General features: G+C 62.0%; 21 protein-coding genes. 19 read left to right on the top strand and 2 right to left on the bottom strand.

All coding sequences use genetic code 11. From position 1 onward, the window contains the following. Positions 1 to 4: 4 nt before the first annotated feature. A complete protein-coding gene (locus P2869_RS28200) occupies positions 5 to 1,168 on the bottom strand; it encodes a methyl-accepting chemotaxis protein (RefSeq protein ID WP_277598668.1) in 1,164 nt (387 codons plus the stop codon). A 588-nt stretch (positions 1,169 to 1,756) separates the two neighbouring features. Between P2869_RS28200 and P2869_RS28195 the strand changes: the two genes are divergently transcribed. Next, positions 1,757 to 2,884 (top strand): aminotransferase class V-fold PLP-dependent enzyme, encoded by a 1,128-nt coding sequence (locus P2869_RS28195; RefSeq protein ID WP_277599869.1) that lies wholly within the window; start codon positions 1,757 to 1,759, stop codon positions 2,882 to 2,884. A 91-nt stretch (positions 2,885 to 2,975) separates the two neighbouring features. Here P2869_RS28195 and P2869_RS28190 read toward each other — a convergent pair whose 3' ends face one another. Next, the gene (locus P2869_RS28190) at positions 2,976 to 3,863 is read right to left on the bottom strand and encodes an SDR family oxidoreductase (RefSeq protein ID WP_277598667.1); all 888 of its coding nucleotides are present in this window, start codon (positions 3,861 to 3,863) and stop codon (positions 2,976 to 2,978) included. A 98-nt stretch (positions 3,864 to 3,961) separates the two neighbouring features. Here P2869_RS28190 and P2869_RS28185 point away from each other — a divergent pair, with 98 nt between their 5' ends. The 18 genes from P2869_RS28185 to P2869_RS28100 all read left to right on the top strand — a co-directional run bounded on the left by P2869_RS28185 (position 3,962) and on the right by P2869_RS28100 (position 21,461). Continuing rightward, a complete protein-coding gene (locus P2869_RS28185; protein WP_277598666.1) occupies positions 3,962 to 4,837 on the top strand; it encodes a helix-turn-helix transcriptional regulator in 876 nt (291 codons plus the stop codon). Positions 4,838 to 4,911: 74 nt separating this feature from the next. Further along, positions 4,912 to 5,499: a TMEM175 family protein gene (locus P2869_RS28180; RefSeq protein WP_017775026.1), complete on the top strand. Its 588-nt coding sequence runs from the start codon at positions 4,912 to 4,914 to the stop codon at positions 5,497 to 5,499. A gap of 134 nt (positions 5,500 to 5,633) precedes the next feature. After that, positions 5,634 to 6,047 (top strand): ester cyclase, encoded by a 414-nt coding sequence (locus P2869_RS28175; RefSeq protein WP_277598665.1) that lies wholly within the window; start codon positions 5,634 to 5,636, stop codon positions 6,045 to 6,047. Between the two features lie 10 nt (positions 6,048 to 6,057). Continuing rightward, positions 6,058 to 6,537, top strand: coding sequence for a MarR family transcriptional regulator (locus P2869_RS28170; protein ID WP_277598664.1), 480 nt, complete (start codon positions 6,058 to 6,060; stop codon positions 6,535 to 6,537). Between the two features lie 45 nt (positions 6,538 to 6,582). Further along, positions 6,583 to 6,852: a MoaD/ThiS family protein gene (locus tag P2869_RS28165; protein WP_017775029.1), complete on the top strand. Its 270-nt coding sequence runs from the start codon at positions 6,583 to 6,585 to the stop codon at positions 6,850 to 6,852. Between the two features lie 73 nt (positions 6,853 to 6,925). Further along, the gene (locus P2869_RS28160; protein ID WP_277598663.1) at positions 6,926 to 8,086 is read left to right on the top strand and encodes an exo-alpha-sialidase; all 1,161 of its coding nucleotides are present in this window, start codon (positions 6,926 to 6,928) and stop codon (positions 8,084 to 8,086) included. A 330-nt stretch (positions 8,087 to 8,416) separates the two neighbouring features. Continuing rightward, positions 8,417 to 9,094 carry a GntR family transcriptional regulator gene (locus tag P2869_RS28155; RefSeq protein WP_126877001.1) on the top strand — a complete coding sequence of 226 codons (678 nt, stop codon included), beginning with the start codon at positions 8,417 to 8,419 and terminating at the stop codon, positions 9,092 to 9,094. A gap of 136 nt (positions 9,095 to 9,230) precedes the next feature. Then, positions 9,231 to 10,016 (top strand): ABC transporter substrate-binding protein, encoded by a 786-nt coding sequence (locus tag P2869_RS28150; protein ID WP_277598662.1) that lies wholly within the window; start codon positions 9,231 to 9,233, stop codon positions 10,014 to 10,016. Positions 10,017 to 10,092: 76 nt separating this feature from the next. Beyond that, positions 10,093 to 10,791 (top strand): ABC transporter permease subunit, encoded by a 699-nt coding sequence (locus P2869_RS28145; RefSeq protein ID WP_026121495.1) that lies wholly within the window; start codon positions 10,093 to 10,095, stop codon positions 10,789 to 10,791. Next, positions 10,788 to 11,513 (top strand): ABC transporter permease subunit, encoded by a 726-nt coding sequence (locus P2869_RS28140; protein ID WP_277598661.1) that lies wholly within the window; start codon positions 10,788 to 10,790, stop codon positions 11,511 to 11,513. Before P2869_RS28145 ends, P2869_RS28140 begins: the two co-directional genes overlap by 4 nt. An 11-nt stretch (positions 11,514 to 11,524) precedes the next feature. Beyond that, positions 11,525 to 12,289 carry an ATP-binding cassette domain-containing protein gene (locus tag P2869_RS28135; RefSeq protein WP_026121496.1) on the top strand — a complete coding sequence of 255 codons (765 nt, stop codon included), beginning with the start codon at positions 11,525 to 11,527 and terminating at the stop codon, positions 12,287 to 12,289. Positions 12,290 to 12,314: 25 nt separating this feature from the next. Continuing rightward, complete coding sequence (locus tag P2869_RS28130) at positions 12,315 to 13,721, top strand: aspartate aminotransferase family protein (protein WP_267880074.1); 1,407 nt, start codon at positions 12,315 to 12,317, stop codon at positions 13,719 to 13,721. Positions 13,722 to 13,734: 13 nt separating this feature from the next. Beyond that, on the top strand, positions 13,735 to 15,327 hold the full coding sequence (locus tag P2869_RS28125) for a gamma-glutamyltransferase family protein (protein WP_277598660.1): 1,593 nt from the start codon (positions 13,735 to 13,737) through the stop codon (positions 15,325 to 15,327). Between the two features lie 46 nt (positions 15,328 to 15,373). Next, complete coding sequence (gene speB / locus P2869_RS28120; protein WP_277598659.1) at positions 15,374 to 16,348, top strand: agmatinase; 975 nt, start codon at positions 15,374 to 15,376, stop codon at positions 16,346 to 16,348. A gap of 159 nt (positions 16,349 to 16,507) precedes the next feature. Next, positions 16,508 to 17,629 (top strand): porin, encoded by a 1,122-nt coding sequence (locus P2869_RS28115; protein ID WP_277598658.1) that lies wholly within the window; start codon positions 16,508 to 16,510, stop codon positions 17,627 to 17,629. Between the two features lie 362 nt (positions 17,630 to 17,991). After that, the gene (locus P2869_RS28110) at positions 17,992 to 19,551 is read left to right on the top strand and encodes an acetolactate synthase large subunit (RefSeq protein WP_277598657.1); all 1,560 of its coding nucleotides are present in this window, start codon (positions 17,992 to 17,994) and stop codon (positions 19,549 to 19,551) included. Positions 19,552 to 19,592: 41 nt separating this feature from the next. Continuing rightward, a complete protein-coding gene (locus tag P2869_RS28105) occupies positions 19,593 to 20,405 on the top strand; it encodes an SDR family oxidoreductase (RefSeq protein WP_017775041.1) in 813 nt (270 codons plus the stop codon). Positions 20,406 to 20,423: 18 nt separating this feature from the next. After that, positions 20,424 to 21,461 (top strand): sialidase family protein, encoded by a 1,038-nt coding sequence (locus P2869_RS28100; protein WP_126877009.1) that lies wholly within the window; start codon positions 20,424 to 20,426, stop codon positions 21,459 to 21,461. The last annotated feature ends 4 nt before the right edge of the window (positions 21,462 to 21,465 follow it).

The following is a 21,465-nucleotide window of genomic DNA, read 5'->3' as shown; positions in this document are numbered from 1 at the left end:
GTCCTCAAAAGAAAGTAATGTCGGAGTTCGACGCTGATGCTTGCGTTTGGGTCTGGGCGTGCGTTTTGGCATGCACGTCGCCTCGATGCAGCGCACGCTCTTCGGCCATTGCATAGGTGCGCTCCAGCTCACCGAGCAATTCCGCGGCGTCGAGTGTCGGCATCTCAGCACCGGCTTTGTATTGCGCACAGTGTTGGTCGACGACAGACGGAAGGCGCTCGATGTTGGCCTTCACGTGCTGCATGATCTGACTCACGCGGTCCTGAAACTGCAACTGGACCAGCGCTTCGTATACTTCGGCCTTGATGCTGCGGCTCTCGCCGCGCAGTAGTTCGGTATCCGATTCAAGCGAGGAGGTGAACTCGCGAAATCGAACCAGGACCTGCTCGATCGCGTGTTGAGAGTCGGACATGGCGACGGTATCGTGCTCCGCTGTCTGCTCGGCGGCGTTGCATGCCGAGACGATCGCGTGCCGAATCGTCTCGATCTTGGCGGCGATGCTCACGCCCGTTTCACTCGATCTGCGCGACAGCGCGCGAACCTCCTGCGCAACGGTCGCGAATCCGCGCCCCACGTCGCCCGCATGCGCTGCCTCGATAGCCGCATTGATCGCAAGCAGATTCGTTTGCTGGGTGACGAGCTTGATCGCTTCCACCATGTCGCGCAGTTCGTCGACGAAGCCGTGCAGCCCCTGCACCTGGGTGAGCATGGCGGTCTTGCTGTCCACCGCCGCGCGCAGCCGTTGCACGACGGCCTGCAACTCGAGCTCGCTCGATGCGTAGACGTCGTTGCCCCCCGATGTCCCGTCGCGGTTTGTCGAAACGCCGAGCACGGTGTCGAGCCGCGACGCGATACCGCCGAACCGTCCGCTCAGCGCAGTGATCGCTTCTTCCATCTGCGCGCGCGACGATTCGATGTGCCGGGCCCAGACGGGCGCAAGTTCGTCGCTGAACGCGCGCTGGCTATCGAAGTACCGTAATAGCTGCTGCAAGACGCGCACGCTGGCGTTTCGCTGCCGCACGCCGGCCACGATGCCGGCGATTGCAAGCCCCGCGCCGACGGCGGCACCGCCGACGCTGAACGACGAAAAGGCGAGGCAAGCCAGTGCGCCGGCACATCCGAGAAGGGGGGCTGCCAGCCAGGCCAATCTATCTTGCGTATGCGTCATCGGGTTATGGATAATCTTTGAACGGCACAAGAAGTAGTGCGGCTCGATATTCGGGAATACTCAAATAGCGATATGAGCGCGTTTACGTTCGCTGAAGTTTTTTCTTGATGGGGGGAATCGAGAATGCAGAGGACGGCGCTTAAAATGGATGCGTTCAACGCTTGAGCACAGCGTGGTTTTGTTTCTATCTCAGTCGTCTGAAGAAAGGTTCTGCTCCGCACGGAGGCTGAACTGCCGGCTCCGTGCTTATTTCGTCGACGGATACTCTTTTTGTTATCCGGGCGAATTAGGGATGGCTGCGTCTGGGCAGTAATATCTACCCATCGGTTGCGCCCCTATTAAAGGTGCAAAACCTTAAACGCGTGTTTCAAAAAAACGATCTAATTTGAATAATGATTTCTGCGGGAGAGGGTTGATCTATATCAAGTGGGTATTCCGTGGGCTGACACTTGCCGTGGACGTCGCACGCTCGTTTTGAAGTCGAGGAGGGGGCAAGGGCTCCATGGAAACCCTGCCAACAAGCCGCAGCCGTCTGTGAAAAAGTGCGACATACTTGCGGGTATTGTCCACTCCTTACCGGAGGCGAGCGTGCCAGGTTTACTTCCCGATGTCGACCGCGAGGGCCTCCTCGAATATTCAGTCGTTTACACCGATCGCTCTATCAACCATATGTCGCAACGCTTCCAGGGAGTCATGCGCGACATATCCGGTGCGTTGAAACGGGTCTACAACGCGAAGTCCGTCGTGGTGGTCCCGGGCAGCGGGACCTTCGGCATGGAAGCCGTGGCCCGGCAGTTTGCGACCAACAGGAAGTGTCTGGTCATCCGCAATGGCTGGTTCAGTTTCCGCTGGTCGCAGATCTTCGAGATGGGAGGCATTCCCGCCGAATCGATCGTGATGAAGGCGCGTCCCGTTGAACCGGGAAGGCAGGCCGCCTATGCACCTGCCCCCATCGACGAAGTGGTTGCCGCGATCAGGGAAAGCAAGCCCGATCTGGTCTTTGCTCCGCATGTCGAAACCGCCTCTGGCATGCTGCTGCCCGATGCCTATCTGCGCGCCGTGGCCGACGCCGTGCACGCCGTGGGGGGCATGTTTGTGCTGGACTGCATCGCGTCTGGCGCGGTCTGGGTCGACATGCAAGCCACGGGCGTGGATGTCCTGATTAGTGCACCGCAAAAAGGCTGGAGCGCGTCGCCTTGCTGCGCGCTGGTCATGCTCGGTCCGGTGGCCCGCGAAAGAATCGAGGCGACCACCAGTACGAGCTTCGCCTGCGATCTGCGCAAATGGCTGCAGATCATGGAGGCCTATGAGAACGGCGGGCACGCCTATCACGCCACGATGCCTACGGACAGCCTCGCGAAACTGCGCGACGTAATCAAGGAAACCGAGGCGTATGGCTTTGCCAAAGTGAGAGCGGAGCAGCTCGAACTCGGCGCGCGCATTCGTTCGCTGCTGGTTGGTAAAGGTTTCAAAAGCGTGGCGGCCGAAGGCTTCCAGGCACCGGGTGTCGTGGTCAGCTACACCGACGACGACGGCATACGATCCGGCAAGAAATTCGCGGAGGCCGGCTTGCAGGTGGCAGCCGGCGTTCCTCTGCAATGCGACGAACCCGAAGACTTCAAGACCTTCCGCATCGGATTGTTCGGCCTCGACAAACTGCATGACGTCGAAGGCGCGGTCGCCAGGTTCGCCGACGCCTTGAACCGCATTCTTTGACGCTGTTGAATGTCTGGACTAAGGCCGTAGCCCGCCCGGGCCATCGGCCTTGGTGCGGTGGACAGGGATGCTGTGCAGGTTGGCGCCGTAGCTACTGATATCGCCCCTGGTCCAGGTCCGATATGAGCGACGGCCCGGTTGGCTGCCAACCGAGGCGAGCCTGAGTCAACGCGCTGGAGGCCGGCATGTCCATTCCGACGAACATGGCCATCCAGCCGAAATGGGCTTGCGCCTGCTCCGGCGCGATCGACACGACAGGCAGCTTGAGGCCGCGCCCGAGCGATTCGGCGATGTCGCGGCTGCTGACACCCTCTTCTCCCACCGCGTGATACCGCGCGCCTCGTTCCGCCTTTTCGATCGCGAGCCGATAAAGCCGTACGACGTCGGATAGATGCCCTGCCGGCCAGCGGTTGCGGCCCTCGCCGACATAGGCCACGGCACCTTTCTCACGCGCGATCGCCACCAGGACCGAAATCAGTCCTTGCTTGCGCGTGTCATGCACTTGCGGCAACCGCATCACCGACACGTTCACGCCCGCGTCGAGCAGGGTGTTTCCTGCGATCTCCGAGCCGATGCGCGGATTGGGATGGGTCGTGTTGAAGACGTCCTCGCGCGCGAGTTCGCCGTGCTCACCGATGCCCACGCCCGTACCCGACGTGATGAGAAGCGGCCGATCCGAGCCGGTCAGCACCGAGCCGAGCGCAGCGATCGCGCGCTTGTCCTTTTCGCAGTTTTCAACGAAGCGTGAAAAGTCGTGGTCGAACGCGAGGTGGATCACGGCATCGGCCTTCGCGGCGCCGCGTTTCAGGCTTTCGACATCTTCAAGCGTGCCATGGTGGGGCTCGGCGCCAGCCTCTCTAAGCGCCTGTGCACCGGCTTCCGAACGGGTCATTCCGGTGACCTGGTGCCCGGCCTGAATCAGTTCGGGAACGAGGGCCGAACCGATGAAACCGGTCGCGCCCGTCAAAAAGATTCGCATCGTCAACTCCTCTGGTCTTGACCTCCTGAACTATCTGTCGATTTTTTATTCCGTTAAAGTAGTGACGTTATCCCGGTAAAACGACTAACAGGAATCTCATGCCGGTCACCCAGCCCACATCGCTCGGCGACTTCTTGAAGAACCGCCGCACGCGGCTCGATCCCGCGAGCTTCGGATATTCGGGGCGTCGGCGCACGCCGGGTCTACGCCGCGAGGAAGTGGCGCAGCGGGCGAACATCAGTTCCACCTGGTACACGTGGCTCGAGCAGGGGCGGGGCGGAGCGCCCTCTGCAAACGTACTCGAACGCATTGCCGGCGCGCTGATGCTCACGAACGCCGAGCGCGAACATCTGTTCATGCTCGGGTTGGGCAGACCACCGGAAATCCGATACCCGGCCGTCCGCGACGTCAATCCTCGGCTGCAGCGCTTTCTCGATTCACTGCAATCCAGTCCCGCTATCGTCAAGAATCCTGTTTGGGACGTTGTCGCGTGGAACCGCGCCGCCGCCGTCGTGCTGACCGACTACGGCGCACTGCCGCCCGACGGACGCAATATCTTGCGTTTCCTGTTCGGCAATCCGCGCGTGCGGGCGGTGCAGCATGACTGGGAGAGCGTCGCGCGTTTTGTCGTGGGTGCGTTCAGAGCCGACGTGGCGCGTGCGGGCCTCGTTTCGGAGGCCGGCAAGCTCGTCGATGAGTTGTGTGGGACAAGCCCTGAATTCGAAGCGTTGTGGCGTGAGAACGATCTGCACAACCATGCCGATGGTGGCGTGAAACGTCTGTTGCACCCGAAGCTGGGGCCGATCGAGCTCGAGTACTCGGCATTCTCGGTCGATGGTCGGCCGGATCTTGGCATGATCGTGTACACGCCGCTCGACAACCACACGGCTGAACGTATCAAAGTGCTCGCGAACAGTGTGACGCTGGGCGAGCACGCATCCACCTCCGGGTCTGCCAGCCCCTCATCGGATTAGATCGACGCCGGGGTTTCCCGGCGTTTCGCTTGTGGACAGGCAATGAACACCAATAACGTTTTCAGGAACTCCATATGAGAGCCGAAAGACTGCAGGCCTTCACCGACGGCGTCGTGGCGGTCATCATCACGATCATGGTGCTTGAAATGCACGCTCCGCACGACGCGACGTTTCAGGCGCTGCTGGCGCTGTGGCCGACATTCACGTCCTATGTTCTCAGCTTTATTTATGTCGGGATTTACTGGAACAATCACCATCACTTCGCCCACCTGATCCAGGACGTCACGGGCGGCATCCTTTGGGCCAATCTCGGCTTGCTGTTCTTTCTCTCGCTGATTCCGTTTACGACCGCATGGGCCGGGGAACACGGCTTCGCGCCGCTGCCCACGGCGCTGTATGGGGTATCGCTGCTCACCAGTGCGCTCGCCTGGTACGTGCTCCAGATCACGATCATGCATGCCCAGGGTAAAGCGTCGGTGATGAGGCAGGTTCTGGGTGCCGACTGGAAGGGTAAGGTTTCGCCCGTGCTTTACCTCGCCGGCATCGCACTGGCCTTTGTTGCACCCGCCGCGTCCTACTTTCTGTATGCGCTCGTCGCAGCGATGTGGATCGTTCCCGATCGCCGGATCGAAAGATTTCTCAGGGAGATCGCGCGCAGCTAATCTCACTCACTGTCCATGGTCGAGAACGTTGAGTGGCTCCAACGGGGGGCGGAGGCAGAAAGCGGTTCGCTCTTGATATATACAGCTGTGCTGTATAGTATGCCGATACCGCTATTTCTCGACAGGCACCCAGCATGGACTCGAATCACCCCAAACAGGTAGGAATGCGCTTCAACCGCGAAGTTATCCAGGACGGGAATCGTGAATCGTTCGACGCTTTAATGGCGCCCGATTTCGTTAATTGGTCTGCGCCTGATGCTGCGCTGCGAGGCGCCGAGACCATGTGGAAGACGTTCGACACGCTATTGCGTCCCGCGCTTGCAGACATGCAGGTTCACGTTCATGACCAGCTATGCGAGGGCGACAAGGTCGCCACGCGAAAGACCATCACGGGTCGTCATGTGGGGCCGCTGTTCGGTATCGAGCCAACGGGGCGCACCCTCTCGATCGACGTCATCGACATTGTTCGCGTGCGCGATGGCCAATACGTGGAGCATTGGGGCGTCAACACGCTGGCCGCCGTCATTGCGCAATTGCAGAAGGCGTGAAGTTTTCGATATGGGTAAATCCTCTCCGAAGACTTCGCCGGCATCTGCACGCGGTGCCGCGCTTCTCGCCGAATCGGTTCGCGACGTTGTAGGCCGCCTCGTGCGAGCGGTGCGCGAGCAGAGCGGAACGCAGTCGAATGCCCAGAACGAAACGCTTGGCTTTCTCGAACGCACGGGGCCGGTCAGCATTGCGATGCTGGCGGCCGGTAGGGGCGTGACGCATCAGACCATGCGCCTGATCGTGATGAAACTGGTCGATCAAGGACTTCTGAGCCTGGTGCAGGATGCCGAAGATGGTCGCGCTTATCTCGTGCATATGACCCCGGCTGGCCGGGCACAACTTAAAAAAGACAGGGCTGCGCGAACGGAGTGGCTGACGATGCAGCTTCTGTCGAGAACGAATGAGGAAGAGCGCGAGCTTTTGAAACATGCAGTTCAGGTGTTGGACAAGCTCACGCGTGAGTCGGCTTCGAACGAACGGATCGCCTAAACTACAGAACCAGCGGCCGCGGCCATTCCTGCGCCGCTACCCGCCATGGCGCATATCTTCTTCGCCGCTTCGATCCAGCGGCATATCGCAACGCCCGAGCGCGAGATCGATGCAAGCACGCTGGGCGAAGCGCTCGAGGCCGTCTTTACGGCGCAGCCTCCGCTGCGCGGCTACATACTTGACGACCAGGGCTCACTGCGGCGGCATCTCGCCGTGTTCATCGACGGCCGGCCGGTGCGCGACCGACAACATCTGTCCGATGTGCTCGGCGAGGAAAGCCGGGTCTACGTCGTACAGGCACTCTCGGGCGGATAGAGCGAGCGATCCGTACCCGAGCACCCAAAGCAGGCGCTGAAGCAGCGACGCCGCCTCGCAGGAGACACCCGACATGAGTGATCGATTGCTTGTCGCAACCCGCAAAGGTCTGTTCGTTCTGAAAGCTGAGGGCAAGGGCAACTGGAGTCTCGGCGAGCCGCATTTTGTTGGCGAACCGGTGAGTATGGTGCTGCCCGATCCGCGCGACGGATCGCTCTATGCCGCGCTCAATCTCGGCCACTTCGGCGTGAAGCTGCATCGTCGGCGCGCGGGCATGGCCGGGTGGGAAGCGTGCGCGGTCCCCGTTTACCCGCCGCAACCTGCCGACGAGACGCGCACCGGCGACGGCGCGAGCGGGACGGCAGACACCGGCGCGGACCATGCGAGCGCCGCGACGCCCAGCCCGCCGGCCCCTGCCTGGACGCTTCAGCAAATCTGGTCGCTGGAAACGGGCGGTCCGGACGAGCCGGGCGTCTTGTGGGCCGGCACGATTCCAGGCGGGCTTTTCCGTTCCGACGATCATGGCGACACGTGGGTGCTCAACCGCGCGCTGTGGGATCGGCCGGAGCGCCGCGAATGGTTCGGAGGCGGCTATGACGCTCCGGGGATTCACTCCGTCATGGTCGATCCGCGCGACAGTCGCCACGTGACAGTCGGTGTGTCGTGCGGCGGCGTCTGGCAAACCGCCGACGGCGGCGCGACCTGGCACCCCACTGCCGAGGGCATGGAGGCCGACTACATGCCGCCGGAGCGGCGCGGCGAGGCCAACGTGCAAGACCCGCACCGCGTCGTGCAATGCGCGGCGAACCCCGAGGCGCTCTGGGCACAGCATCACTGCGCAATCTTCCGCTCGACCGACGGCGCGGCGCACTGGCAGCGCATCGAAGCGCAGCCGTCGAGCTTCGGCTTCGCAGTGGCCGTGCATCCGCGGGAGCCGGACACCGCCTGGTTCGTGCCCGCAGTGAAAGACGAGTGCCGGATCCCGGTGGACGGCCGGTTCGTCGTCACACGCACCCGCGACGGCGGCCGCACGTTCGAGCGTTTCTCGAACGGGTTGCCGGTCGCACCGGCGTATGACCTCGTATATCGGCACGGGCTCGCGGTAGACGACTCCGGCACACAGCTCGCGATGGGGTCGACAACGGGATCGCTATGGACATCCGGCGATGGCGGCGAAAGCTGGCAACTGGTTTCGGCACATTTGCCGCCTGTTTATTGTGTCCGGTTTGAATGAGGGCGACGGGCGGCCGCCACAGCAGTAAAGATTCACCGCGTGCCGGCCGCCTCTCCGGGGCGATGCCATGCCGGCGCGCCGCTCCCCCATCTCCGTCTTCACCAGGGATCATCAGGGATATCCCCTACTCGACACGATTTTTGGCGACTTATAGTGCATCCATAGATACAAATATCCACTATTACAAAATACTTTCATGAAGCAATTCGATAGCCGGCGAGATGGCAGACGGCATGCACGTGCAGGTCAAGCAAGCCACGCAAGCAGAGAAGTGGGCCGCCACTGGTGCGTTGCCTGCGACGTGCTGCGTCTCGCGCAACGCGGCAACCCATGAACATGGACACGCGCCCCCAATCGCTGCTGGGCCGTTTCCCTGCTACGGCGGAGGAAGAGGCTTACGCATATGTGCTTTACCGCATTCGTATGGGTACGTTCAAGGCCGGCGACCGGCTCGTTCCCGAAGAGATCGCCGCGGAAATCAAAACGAGCCGCATGCCGGTGCGCGAGGCGTTTCGCCGGCTTGCAAGCGAAGGCCTGGTCGTCATTCGGCCGAATCGCGGTGCGGTCGTGCGCGGCCTCGATGCGGACGAGATGGAAGAAGTGTTTGGCATGCGCGGCGTGCTTGAAGGACTGGCCGCGCGCATGGCATTGCCGAAGATCACGCCTGAGCACATTGCCGAACTCGCGCGACTGATCGATGCGATGGAGCGCGTCGAGTCCGACGTCCAGCAGTGGGTCACTGTCCACCGCAGTTTCCACGAGTACCTTTGCCAGCTATGCGGCCGTCAGCGTCTCGTCGCGCAAATCGCGGGTCTGCATGCAGTGGTGGAGCCACACATGCGGCTATGGCTGGGCCTGGATGACAAACCGATGACGTCGCGCGACGAACATATGACGCTCATCAGCGCTATCAAGGCGGGCGATCCACTGATGCTCGAATCGGCCGTGCGGGAGCACATCGAAGCGACCGTGCCCGCCCTGCGCCGGTGGATGACCACCGGGAACTGAATCTCTTCGCAAAGCCTGAAAGGCTTTCGTCAAAATTGATAAGAAGTGCTACAGAAATATGATTTTCAAGGTGTGGCTTTAAACCCGCAGTCATTTCAAAAGCGATCTTTTCTGGGGTATCGATATGAAGCGAGGTATGAAGAAATTTCTACTGCTCATGGCTTTCGTGCTGGGCGCAACGAACGTTCACGCCAGGGAGTGGAAGGACATCCGCATCGGCTTCGAGGGCGCTTACCCGCCGTTCTCGTCGATGCAGCCGGACGGCACGCCCGTTGGATTCGACATCGACATGATTCACGCGCTGTGTGCGCAGATGCACGCGAACTGCACGCTGGTGCAGATTAGCTGGGACGGCCTGATTCCGGCGCTGCTGGCGGACAAAATCGACGCGATCGTCGCGTCCGTCGCGATTACCGCAGAACGCAAGCAGAAAGTGGCGTTCACCGAGAAGTACTACAACACGCCGCGCCGGCTCGTCGTCGCGAAGAACAGCCCGATCAAGGATGCGACGCTGGCTGAACTCAAAGGCAAACGCGTCGGGGTGCAGCGCGGCACGCTGGCGGACAAGTATGCAACCGCGTACTGGGTGCAGAACGGCGTCCAACTGGTCCGCTATCCGACGCAGGACGAGGTGTATCTCGATCTGCGCTCCGGTCGCATCGACGCCGCTTTGCAGGATGCAACCGCTGCGTACTCGGCGTTCCTCACGAAGCCCGAGGGTGCCAACTTCAAGTTCGTCGGCGCGCCCATTGTCGGGACGACGCCCGAGCAGAAGACGCTGTTGGGCGAGGGCTACGGCATTCCGGTCCGCAAGTCCGACGACGATCTGCGCGTGCAATTGAACCAGGCGATCAACGCCATTCGCGCCAACGGTGTCTATCAGTCGATCGAGAAGAAGTACTTCGATTTCGACATTTATTGACCGTCTCGAAGCCGGCGGCGTGAAGGCCGCCGGCATGTTCGACACGCGTGGTCCTGAGAGGGGCTGAAGGAAAGTCATGTCAGAGCTGCAGAGATATCTACCTGCATTGCTGAGAGGCGCCGAGGTAACGCTCGTGCTCGCGCTGCTCTCCGTCGTGCTGGCCATTTGCGTGGGAATGGCGGGGGCAATGGCCAAGCTGTCGCCATCGCGTTTTCTGGTCTCCGTGGCCACGGCCTACACGACGCTGATTCGCGGCGTGCCCGAGTTCGTCATGATGCTGCTGGTGTTCTACGGCGGCCAGATCGTTCTGAACCGGATTGCGGCCGCTTTCGGCCTTCACGCGCCAGACGTCAACGCCTTCGCGACCGCGGTGCTCACCATCGGTTTCATCTTCGGTGCCTACTACACCGAGACGTTTCGCGGCGCGATTCTCGGCGTACCGGCCGGTCAGATGGAGGCCGCCCGCGCATACGGTTTTTCCAGATGGCTCGCGTTTCGCCGCATTCTGTTTCCGCAGATGGTGCGCCTCGCGTTGCCCGCGGCACTCAACAACTGGCTCGTGCTGTTGAAGACCACTGCCATTGCATCGCTGATCGGTTTGCAGGACGTCATGTTCATCGCGGACCAGGCCGGCCGCACGACCCAGGCGCCCATGACGTTCTATCTCGCTGCATGCGCCGTCTATCTGCTGGTGACGTCGGGTTCCACCGCGTGCCTCGCAAGAACACGTGTGCGATTGAACCGGGGCGTGCGTGAAGGGAGTCTGCACCGATGAACTACGAAGAAATGGCTCCACTGGTTGCCGCCTACGCAAACGGTCTTTGGGTCACCATTCAACTGACGGTGTACTCGCTGGCGCTCGGTCTCCTGATCGCCATTCCGCTTGCAGTGTTGCGTGTGTCGCCCAACCGTCTCGCGAGCGGAGCGGTGGCGGCGTATACATGGTTCATGCGCGGCACGCCGTTGCTTGCGCAGCTCATGATCGTCTACTACGGGTTCGGTCAATTCCAGTGGGTGCAGGACGGGTGGCAACGCGGCAATCCGGTGCTGTTGCTGCTGCGCGACCCATTCAGCTGCGCCATGATCGCGCTCACTGCGAACACCTGTGCGTACACGGTGGAGATTCTCGCGGGCGCCATCAGGACGACGCCATACGGAGAAATAGAAGCCGCGCAGGCCTACGGCATGAGCCGGGTGACGGCGTGGCGCCGCATTCTGCTGCCCTCTGCGTTGCGCAGGTTCATTCCGGTTTACAGCAACGAAATCATTCTGTTGCTGCACGGCACGTCGCTGGTGAGCGCCATTACGCTGATCGACCTGACAGGTGCCGCACGCGATTTCTACGCGAACTATTACGCGCCGTTCGAGGCGTTCATTTCCGTCGGGACCGTCTATTTCGGGCTCACCACCCTCTTCACGTTCCTGATCCGACTGACCGAACGCAGATACCTCGCGCATCTGCGGGCACAACCGTTTATCAAACTGGCCAGAGGCTAGAGCCACCTCACATGAACGCACTATCTGTCGAGAATCTTCACAAGCGGTACGGCGAAAACGAAGTATTGAAAGGAGTTTCGTTGGCCGCGAAGCAGGGCGACGTGATCAGCGTGATCGGCTCGTCCGGTTCGGGCAAGAGCACGCTCCTGCGGTGCATCAACTTTCTGGAATCGCCTTCATCGGGCCGCGTGACGTTGAGTGGCGGCGAGGTGCGAACCTCCATGGACAGGAATGGCCAGATCCGCATTTCAGACCCGGCGCAATTGCGCAAGATGCGCACCAAGCTCGCGATGGTGTTTCAGCACTTCAATTTGTGGGCGCACATGACGGTGCTGGAGAACGTCGTCGAAGCACCGCGGCACGTTTTGAAACTCAGCAAGGCGGAGGCCACCGAACGTGCGAAGCGCTATCTCGAACAGGTAGGAATGTCGCGCTTTGCAAATGCCTATCCGGCCCATTTGTCCGGCGGGCAACAGCAGCGCGTCGCAATTGCCCGCGCGCTTGCGATGGAGCCGGAGGCATTGCTGTTCGACGAGCCGACGTCAGCGCTCGACCCCGAACTCGTGGGCGACGTGCTGAAGGTGATGCGCGACCTCGCGGAAGAGGGCCGCACGATGATCGTGGTCACGCACGAAATGGGTTTTGCGCGCGAGGTGTCGAATCACGTCATGTTCCTGCATCAGGGCGTGGTGGAGGAAGAAGGGCATCCGCGCGAAATATTGAAGACACCGAAAAGCGGGCGTCTGCAGAAGTTCCTGTCCGGCGCAGTGAAGTAGCACGGCGGGCGGCAAACACACAGTCATTCATTCGTGGAAGAGACGACACCGGGAAGATCCCATGCAAAACCTGAAACAGAACGACATTGATCATTATCTTCACCCCTATACGAATCTCAGCCTGCATCGTGACGTTGGCCCGATGGTGATCGACCGTGGCGAAGGTGTCTACGTCTACGACACGGAAGGCAAGCGCTATATCGAAGCACTGAGCGGGCTGTTCTGTGCGTCGCTGGGTTTTAGCGAGCAACGGCTCGCCGATGCGGCGGACAGGCAGATGAGAAAGCTGCCGTTCTATCACGCGTTTGGACACAAATCGTCGGAACCTTCCATCCTGCTTGCCGAGAAACTGATCTCCATGGCGCCGGTGCCCATGTCGAAGGTGTTCTTCGCGAATTCGGGATCGGAGGCCAACGACACTGCGGTCAAGCTGATCTGGTATTACAACAATGCGATCGGACGACCGAACAAGAAGAAGATCATTTCGCGAGTGCGTGCCTATCATGGTGTGACGATCGCATCGGCAAGCCTCACGGGTTTGCCGAATAACCACCGCGACTTCGATCTGCCCATTGACCGCATATTGCACGCGGACTGCCCGCACTACTATCGCTACGCGAATCCGGGCGAAACCGAGGAGCAGTTCGCGACGCGCTGCGCCGAGTCGCTTGAGCAATTGATCCTGAAAGAGGGCCCCGAAACGATCGCAGCGTTCTTCGCGGAGCCCATCATGGCGTCCGGCGGCGTGATCGTTCCGCCCGCCACGTACATGGAGAAGATTCAGGCGGTCCTGAAGCGCTACGACATTCTGCTCGTGGCCGACGAGGTTATTTGCGGCTTTGGCCGCACAGGCAACATGTTCGGCTCGCAGACGTACGGCATGCGTCCCGACATGATCGTGATGGCCAAGCAGCTTTCGGCCGGCTACCTGCCCATTTCCGCGCTGATGGTGAACGATGCGATCTATCGCGGGCTCGTTTCGGAAAGCGAGAAGATCGGTACCTTCGGCCACGGTTTCACGTATAGCGGCCACCCGGTGTGTGCCGCCGTTGCTCTGGAGACGCTACGCATCTACGAAGAAGACGGCGTTCTCGAACACGTACGCAGCGTGATGCCGCATTTCCAGCAGCGCCTCGCCGAGCTTGGCACGCATCCCCTCGTCGGCGAGGCGCGGGGTGCGGGGCTGCTTGCGGCCGTCGAGCTGGTCGCAAACAAAGAGACGAAGGAGCCGTTCCCGCCTTCCGAAGGGGTGGCGACGTATGCGGGCGCGCGCGCGCTCACGCATGGCGTGATTACGCGCGCGCTGGGCGACACGTTCAACTTCTGTCCGCCGCTCATCATCACGCACGATCAGATCGACCAGATGTTCGACGGTTCGAAGAAAGCGCTGGACGATACGCTCGCGTGGCGGCGGTCGCTGGCTCATCGCTGAGTTTGGGGGATACATGAGGGATTTCGAACAGCCGGGCCGCTCGCTCGTCATGTCCACGGAAGGAATGGCCGCGACTTCGCATCCTGCTTCCACGCTGGCCGCAGTCAGGATTCTCGAAGCAGGCGGCAACGCGATGGACGCCGCAATTGCCGCGTGCGCCGTGCAATGCGTCGTGGAACCGGGGTCAACCGGGATAGGCGGTGACTGCTTCGCGCTTTATTCGCGGCGCGGCAGCGACGACATCGTCGGCTTCAACGGTTCGGGCTGGGCGCCGGCAGCGGCCAGCGTGGAGTCGCTTCGTGCGCTGGGCGTGTCTACTATCGAGCGCCATTCGCCGCATGCGGTAACGGTGCCTGGCGCCGTGGATGCGTGGGCCACACTGGCGCGCGATCACGGTTCGCTGCCGCTCTCTGAACTGCTCGCACCGGCCATCAAGCTGGCGCAAGACGGTTATGCAGTCGCACCGCGCGCGGCTGCGGACTGGGCGCATCAGGCGCAGTTGTTGTTGCTGGACGAAACGAGCCGGCGTCACATGTTGATAGACGGCGAGTCGCCGCGTGCCGGTACCGTGCACCGTCAACCGCTGCTTGCCCGCACGTTTGAGGCGATCGCTCAGTCCGGCGCGCGAGCCTTTTACGAAGGGTCCATCGCCGAAGATATCGTTGCGCGTTTGCGCAGCATGGGCGGCCTTCACACGATGAGCGACTTCGCGAAGTTTCACGGCGAATACGTCAAGCCCATCAAGGCGAGCTTTCGCGGCTACGAGGTGCACGAATGTCCGCCGAACGGGCAGGGCATCGTCGCACTGTTGATTCTGAAGATGCTCGAACAGTTCGAAGCCAACGACGATCCGCTCGGCGCCGAACGGCTGCACCGCGAAATCGAAGCAACGCGTGTGGCCTATGCACTGCGCGATGCGCTGCTGGCCGATCCGCGTAGCCGGCAGATGGACGTGGACGAACTGCTGTCCGATGCATCCATCAGTGCGTTGCGCGCGCGTGTCGGCGCAGGCGACGCCGTGCACGACAGGCCGCTTGTAAAGCCCGCCGAACACAAGGACACGGTCTATATCTGCGTGGTCGACAAAGAACGCAACTGCGCGAGCTTCATCAATTCGCTGTTTCATCCGTTCGGCAGCGGCATCATGGCGCCCGAAACCGGCGTCATACTGCACAACCGCGGGCAGAGCTTCTCGATGGAGGCTGGGCACCCGAATGCGATTGCCCCGCATGCAAGGCCCATGCACACCATCATCCCCGGCATGGTGACGCGCGACGGCAAGGTGCAGATGACGTTCGGCGTGATGGGTGGCCACTATCAGGCAATGGGGCATGCGCATTTTCTGTCGAAGGTGCTCGACTATGGCCTCGACATGCAGACGGCCATGGACCTGCCGCGCCTGTTCCCACGGCCCGGCACGCGTCTGGTGGAAGCCGAAAGCACGTTGCCGGCTGCGGTGCGCGAGGCGTTGACGCGACGTGGTGTGGAACTGGTTGCGCCGAACTGGGCGATTGGCGGCGCGCAGGCCATCCGCATCGATTGGGATGCCGGCACGCTGATCGGTGCTTCCGATCACCGCAAGGACGGATGCGCATTGGGCATCTGACACGCGCCGTCATTCGCGGCGCCGACACACAACGGCGAGATACATAATGGAAAAGCAGCAAGTCTTGCGCGGCGACGGCGCAATTCGCCGCGAGTCGCCGTATGGCTCTTCGAAAGAGAACACGTACGCGGGTGTCGTGTCGTTCATGCGTCGCCTGTACACGAAGGACCTGACCGGCATCGACCTCGCGATCACCGGCGTGCCGCTCGATATCGCCACGACGAATCGCCCTGGCGCGCGGCTCGGCCCACGCGCGATTCGTGCCGCGAGCAGTCAGCTCGGCGTATTGCTGCCTTATCCGTGGGGTATCAATCCGTTCGACGACTACGCGGTGATCGACTACGGCGATTGCTGGCTGGACGTGCACAATCCGTCCACCGTCAAGGAGGCCATTGTTGCCCACGCCCACGCCATACTCGCCGCGGGTTCGAAAATGCTGACGCTGGGCGGTGATCACTACATCAGCTACCCGTTGCTCGTGGCTCATGCGCAGAAGTATGGCGAGCCGTTGTCGTTGATCCATTTCGACGCACATTGCGACACGTGGCCCGACGATCAACCGGACAGCCTCAACCACGGCTCGATGTTCTACAAGGCTGTGAAGGAGGGACTCATCGATCCAGAGCACTCCGTGCAAGTCGGCATACGCACGTGGAATGACGACTTCATGGGCGTCCACGTGCTCGACGCACCGTGGGTGCACGAATACGGCGTCAAGGCGACGGTCCAGAAGATTGTCGAAATTGTCGGCGAGCGGCCCGCCTATTTCACGTTCGACGTCGACGGTCTGGATCCGGCGTTCGCGCCGGGTACCGGCACACCCGTACCCGGCGGTCTCTCCACGGCGCAGGCGTTGTCGATCATTCGCGGGCTGACGTCGATCGATATGGTGGGCGCAGACGTAGTCGAAGTGGCGCCTGCATACGACCATGCGGACATTACCGCGCTCGCGGCGGCACACGTGGCGAGCGAATTGATCTGTCTGTTCCGGCACCGGGCACGCGAAGCGCAAGGCCGGTGAGCGCGTGCGGCTAGAACGCTGCTGAATTCCGGGCGGTCGGCATCGCCCGGAAGTTTGCAATCGTGTCAGCAATAAATTTAGGTATACAAAATATTCAGACATAAATGTCGCGCGCTTCTGATCGACTTCCCTTGACCACGCAACGACGGAGAAAAAGCAATGAAATGGATAGCATCGACCACGTTGGCATGTGCCGCCGGCATGTGCAGTAACGCCTTCGCGCAGAGTTCGGTGACGCTCTACGGTGTCATCGATGAATCGATCCAGTACACGCACAACACAGGCGGCGCGAGTAACGGAATCAAACTGCAGTCCGGGCAGATGTCCATCAGTCAATGGGGCTTGCGAGGTACGGAAGACCTGGGCGGCGGGCTGAGTGCACTGTTCAACTTGCAGAACGGTTTCAACGTCAACAACGGCAAGATGAACTCCGGGTTACTGTTCGGCCGCAAGGCTTATGTCGGACTGGCGGGTGCGTTCGGCACAGTGACGATGGGCCGTCAACAGGATACGTTGCAGGATCTCGTTTTACCCATTCAGGGCGACAATTTTCTCGAGTACTTCACCGCGCCGGGCGACGTGGACAACGCGGACGGATCGGTGCGCAACAGTAACGCCGTCAAATGGACGAGCCCGTCGTGGGGCGGGCTGCAGGCCGCCGCGATGTATGGGTTCGGCGGGGTGGCCGGTTCAGTGGGCTCGGGGCAGGCATACAACGCGGCACTCTCCTATAGCCGCGGACCCCTGACGATAGCGGGTGGCTACGCGCACATCGACAATGGCAACACGGTGTTGTCGAAGCGCGGCACGAGCAGCGCTGACAGCATCTTCCTTTCGCCGGTCAACAATGCCTACGCAACGGCCAGCGGGATCAACATCGCTCGCGCGGGCGCAACGTACGCAGTGGGTTCCGTCACGCTGGGCGGCTACTACAGCTACGCCGAGTATCTCGCCGATGGAAACTCGACCTTCAGGAATGCAGAACGCTACAACAACGGTTCAGTGTTTGCGGCCTGGCAGGCTACGCCGGCGTTGTTGTACGAGGTTGGGTACAACTACCTGAAGTCGCACGGCGATTCATCCGCAACGTATCAGCAAGTCACGCTGGCTGCCGACTACGCACTCAGCAAGCGCACGGACGTGTACGGCACGATGAGCTACGGCCATGCGTCAGGCAACAACGGCGCGGGCGCGGCGCAGGCGGTGATATCCGACGCCTACGTGGACGGAGGGAAGGCAACGCAGGAACTCGTGATCGTGGGCGTACGGCACCGGTTCTAGTCCGCTATGGGAAGTGGGCGCCGGCGTGCCCTGCACATGTCGGCGCCGCTACGGCGCGGGCGCTTTGCGGCGCATGCAGGCTGGGCATCCGTCTTCGTCACAGCCAGGGGCAGTGTCCGTGCCTTCGTATGGGCTAAGCGTGTACAAGAATCCCACTAAACGGTATTGTGGATAGTTCACCATGTTGGCATAGACGACGGATGGTGCTCACTTAGCCTTCTATGAGATCGAAAAATGTGGGTGATTGAGCGTCAGATCAAACTCCATGGGCTCGATGATTGATTTTTGACAAATCTCCAATTGCGGGATTATAGTCACGCCAACCGAACCAAACCGAGCGTGACCGCATGGAGACACCCAACATGGCCCCCGACCAACGCAACGGCGCATGCGTCGTGCTGGAGACCGCGCGCGATTCGGGCGTGAACGTCTGCTTTGCCAACCCCGGCACGACTGAAATGCCGTTCGTCCGTGCGCTCGATCTGGTGGCCGGCGTGCGGGCCGTTCTGGGGTTGTTCGAGGGCGTCTGCACAGGCGCGGCGGATGGCTACGGCCGCATGGCGGGCAAGCCCGCCATGACGCTGCTGCACTTGGGACCGGGGCACGCGAACGGTATTGCGAACCTGCACAATGCCCGCCGCGCCCGCACGCCCATTCTCAACATCGTCGGCGACCACGCACGCGCGCATCTGCAGTACGACGCGCCGCTCACATCCGACATCGAATCGTTGGCCCGTCCCGTGTCCGTCTGGTACCGCAGCGTGGCGACCGAAGCCGACCTCGGCCGTGATACGAACGACGCCATCGCCGCGACCATGGGCGCCCAGCGTGGCGTCGCGACGCTCGTGCTGCCCGTCGATCTGCAATCCGTGAATTCGCCTGCATCGAACCCGTCAGGCATACCGAAGATTGCGACACCGTCGTTCGACCCCGCAAACGTCGCGGCTGTCGCGGATCTGGTGGCTGCAGGCGCGCCGATCACGTTTCTGATGGGCGATCGCGCGCTCTCCGCTCGCGGTCAACGGGCCGCTGCCCGAATTGCAGCGGCTACGGGATCGACGTGCTTCAGCGAGACATTCCCCGCGCGGACAGAGCGGGGCGGCGGCCTGCCCGACATCGACCGGCTGCCCTATTTCCCGGAGCCGGCGCGCGAAGCACTGGCCGGGCGCCTCGTCGTGCTCGCCGGTGCGCGCGCGCCCGTCACGTACTTCGCCTACGAAGGCATTCCGGGCGAGCTTGCGGCGCCCGAGAATATTCTCACGTTGGCCGCGCCAGGCGAGGCCGCCGACGAGGCGCTGGAGGCGCTGGTTCAGCGCATCGAAGCGGCAGCCGGCGTGCCCGGCGTGGAAACGGGCCACTGGCCGGTGGATGCCGGCCCGCTCACGCCGCAGGCCGTGGGACGCATTCTTTCGAATGCATTGCCCGACAACGCGATCGTTTCGGTGGAAGGCGGCACCTGCGGGTATCCGTTCGTGACGGCATCGGCACGTGCTCGTCGGCACACCATTCTGACCAATACGGGCGGCGCAATCGGTCAGGGTTTGCCGGTTGCGTTGGGTGCCGCGGTGGCGTGCCCGGATCGTCGTGTGTTCGCGCTGCAGTCGGACGGCAGCGCGCAATACACGATCCAGTCGCTGTGGACCATGGCGCGGGAGCGCCTGCCCATCGTCATTCTGATTGCGTCGAACAGACGTTACGGAATCCTTCAGACCGAACTGAAGCGCAGTGGTTTTCCCGACGACGCCCCGAACTCGCGTCGCCTCACGCTGCTCGACGATCCCCCCATCGACTGGCTTTCGCTTGCGCGCGGCTACGGCGTGCCGGCCGAAGCAGTGAGCACCACGCAAGCGCTCGAACAGGCTCTTGCAAGCGCGCTCGCGGACACGGAAGGGCCGCGGCTCATCGAGATGCGCCTGCCTTGAATCTCAACTTCACTACTTCCTGAATCTCTACGGGTTTCGTCATGGATCTGCAACTCAAAGGAAAGGTCGCCTTCATTACGGGCGGCAGCATGGGGATCGGCAAGGCGGTCGCACTCGAACTGGCTCGCGAAGGCGTCAACGTTGCCATTGCGGCTCGCCGCATGGAGCATCTCGACAGCGCGGCAGCGGAAATTCGCGAGGCGCTCGCGTCGGCCGGCGACAGTGTTGGCGCGATTCTGCCGGTCAGCGTGGACACCACGAGCATGGCTTCGGTGGAAGCGGCGATGGCGGCAACCGTCGAACGCTTCGGGCGGCTCGACATCCTGCTGAACGGCGCCGCGCATCCGGGCGGCCTCGTGCGGGCAGAACTGGAAAACGCGGATCCCGACGGGTTGCTGCAGGACATCGACATCAAGGTGGTGGGCTATCTGCGCTGTGCCAAGGCCGCGGCGCCGTATATGCGTCGCAACGGCTTCGGCCGGATCATCAACATCGGCGGGCTGACGGGCCGCGGCAGCAAGCAGCTTTCCGGCATGCGCAACGTTGCCGTCGTGCACATGACGAAGACGCTGTCGGACCAGTTGGGCCCTGACGGCATCACGGTGAATACGATTCATCCGGGGGTGGTGGAGACTCCGCACATTCACGAGCTTTATGAGAAGGAAGCGCAAAAGCAGGGGCTCACAGCCAGTCAGGTGGAGGCCAACTACGTGAAAGCCACGCCGATTCGCCGTGTTTTGCAGCCCGAAGAAATGGGCTGGATCGTGGCGTTTCTCGCCTCGCCGAAGTCCGGCTCCATCACCGGCGAATCTGTGGGCTGCGACGGCGGCCTCACGCGCGGCATTTTCCTTTGACACGAGGAGTATCGATTCATGACCGCAACTGTACTGGTCGCAACGGCGGGGCAGGGCATTCTGCGCTCCAATGACGATGGCAAGACCTGGCATCGTCTCGGGCTCGAAGAACCCATCGAGTTCGACGGCATCGTTCGCGCGCTTGCCGTGGACCCTTCGACGCCCTCGCGCATCTACGCCGGAGCGGACTCGGGCTTGTGCATCAGCGACGACGGCGGTGCGCACTGGCACCGGCCCACAAACCTGCTGAACGGCCTGACGGTGTGGTCCATCGCGATCGACCCCAACCATCCTTCCGTGCTCTATGCCGGTACGGGCGCGCCCTCGCGTGCAGCGCTCTACAAATCGACCGACGCCGGGCTCACATGGACGCGTGCGACGCCCGAGTTCCCCGAGTTCTGTTCCGGCGTTCATCGTCCACGGCTGCTCACCATCTGTGTCGATCCCGATAACAGTCGCGACGTCTGGTTCGGCCTGGAAGAGGGCGGGGCCTGGCGCAGTCGCGACGCGGGCGCGAGCTGGACGCGCATCGACGGTCCCGGTACGGCGATCCGCAACAGCGACATTCACGCCATCGCCGTGTTGCCCGCCACAAGCGACAAAGCGAAGACCACGGTGCTGCTCACCGTCAACGCTGTCTACGTGAGCGAGGACGACGGCGAGACATGGAACGGAAAACTTTCGCGTGAGCGCTTCGACGGCCTCTACTACACGCGGACCGTTACGCAACTGCCGGGGCCGGACGGCGATCTGCTCATGGCGATCGGCGACGGCACACCCGGCAGCCGCACACGCATCTACCGGTCGCACGACCGCGGTCACGAATGGATCGAGATGGAACTCGACATGCCGCCGAACTCGACGTTCTGGGCCTTCGGCGTGCATGCGGCGCAGCCGCAGCGGGTCTATGCAGGCACCAAATACGGTCATCTTTTCTGCTCGCACGACGGTGGCCGCCGCTGGACAAAGCAATGGCGCGAATTCAGCGAGATCACGGCGGTGGCGTGGACGCCATTCGAGGCACCGCTTGTCGCTCATGTCCAGTCGACGCACTGATTGA

This window comes from Paraburkholderia sp. SUR17, assembly GCF_029536165.1.
Taxonomy (GTDB): Bacteria; Pseudomonadota; Gammaproteobacteria; order Burkholderiales; family Burkholderiaceae; genus Paraburkholderia; species Paraburkholderia kururiensis.
This window is presented reverse-complemented; position numbering and strand designations above follow the sequence as displayed.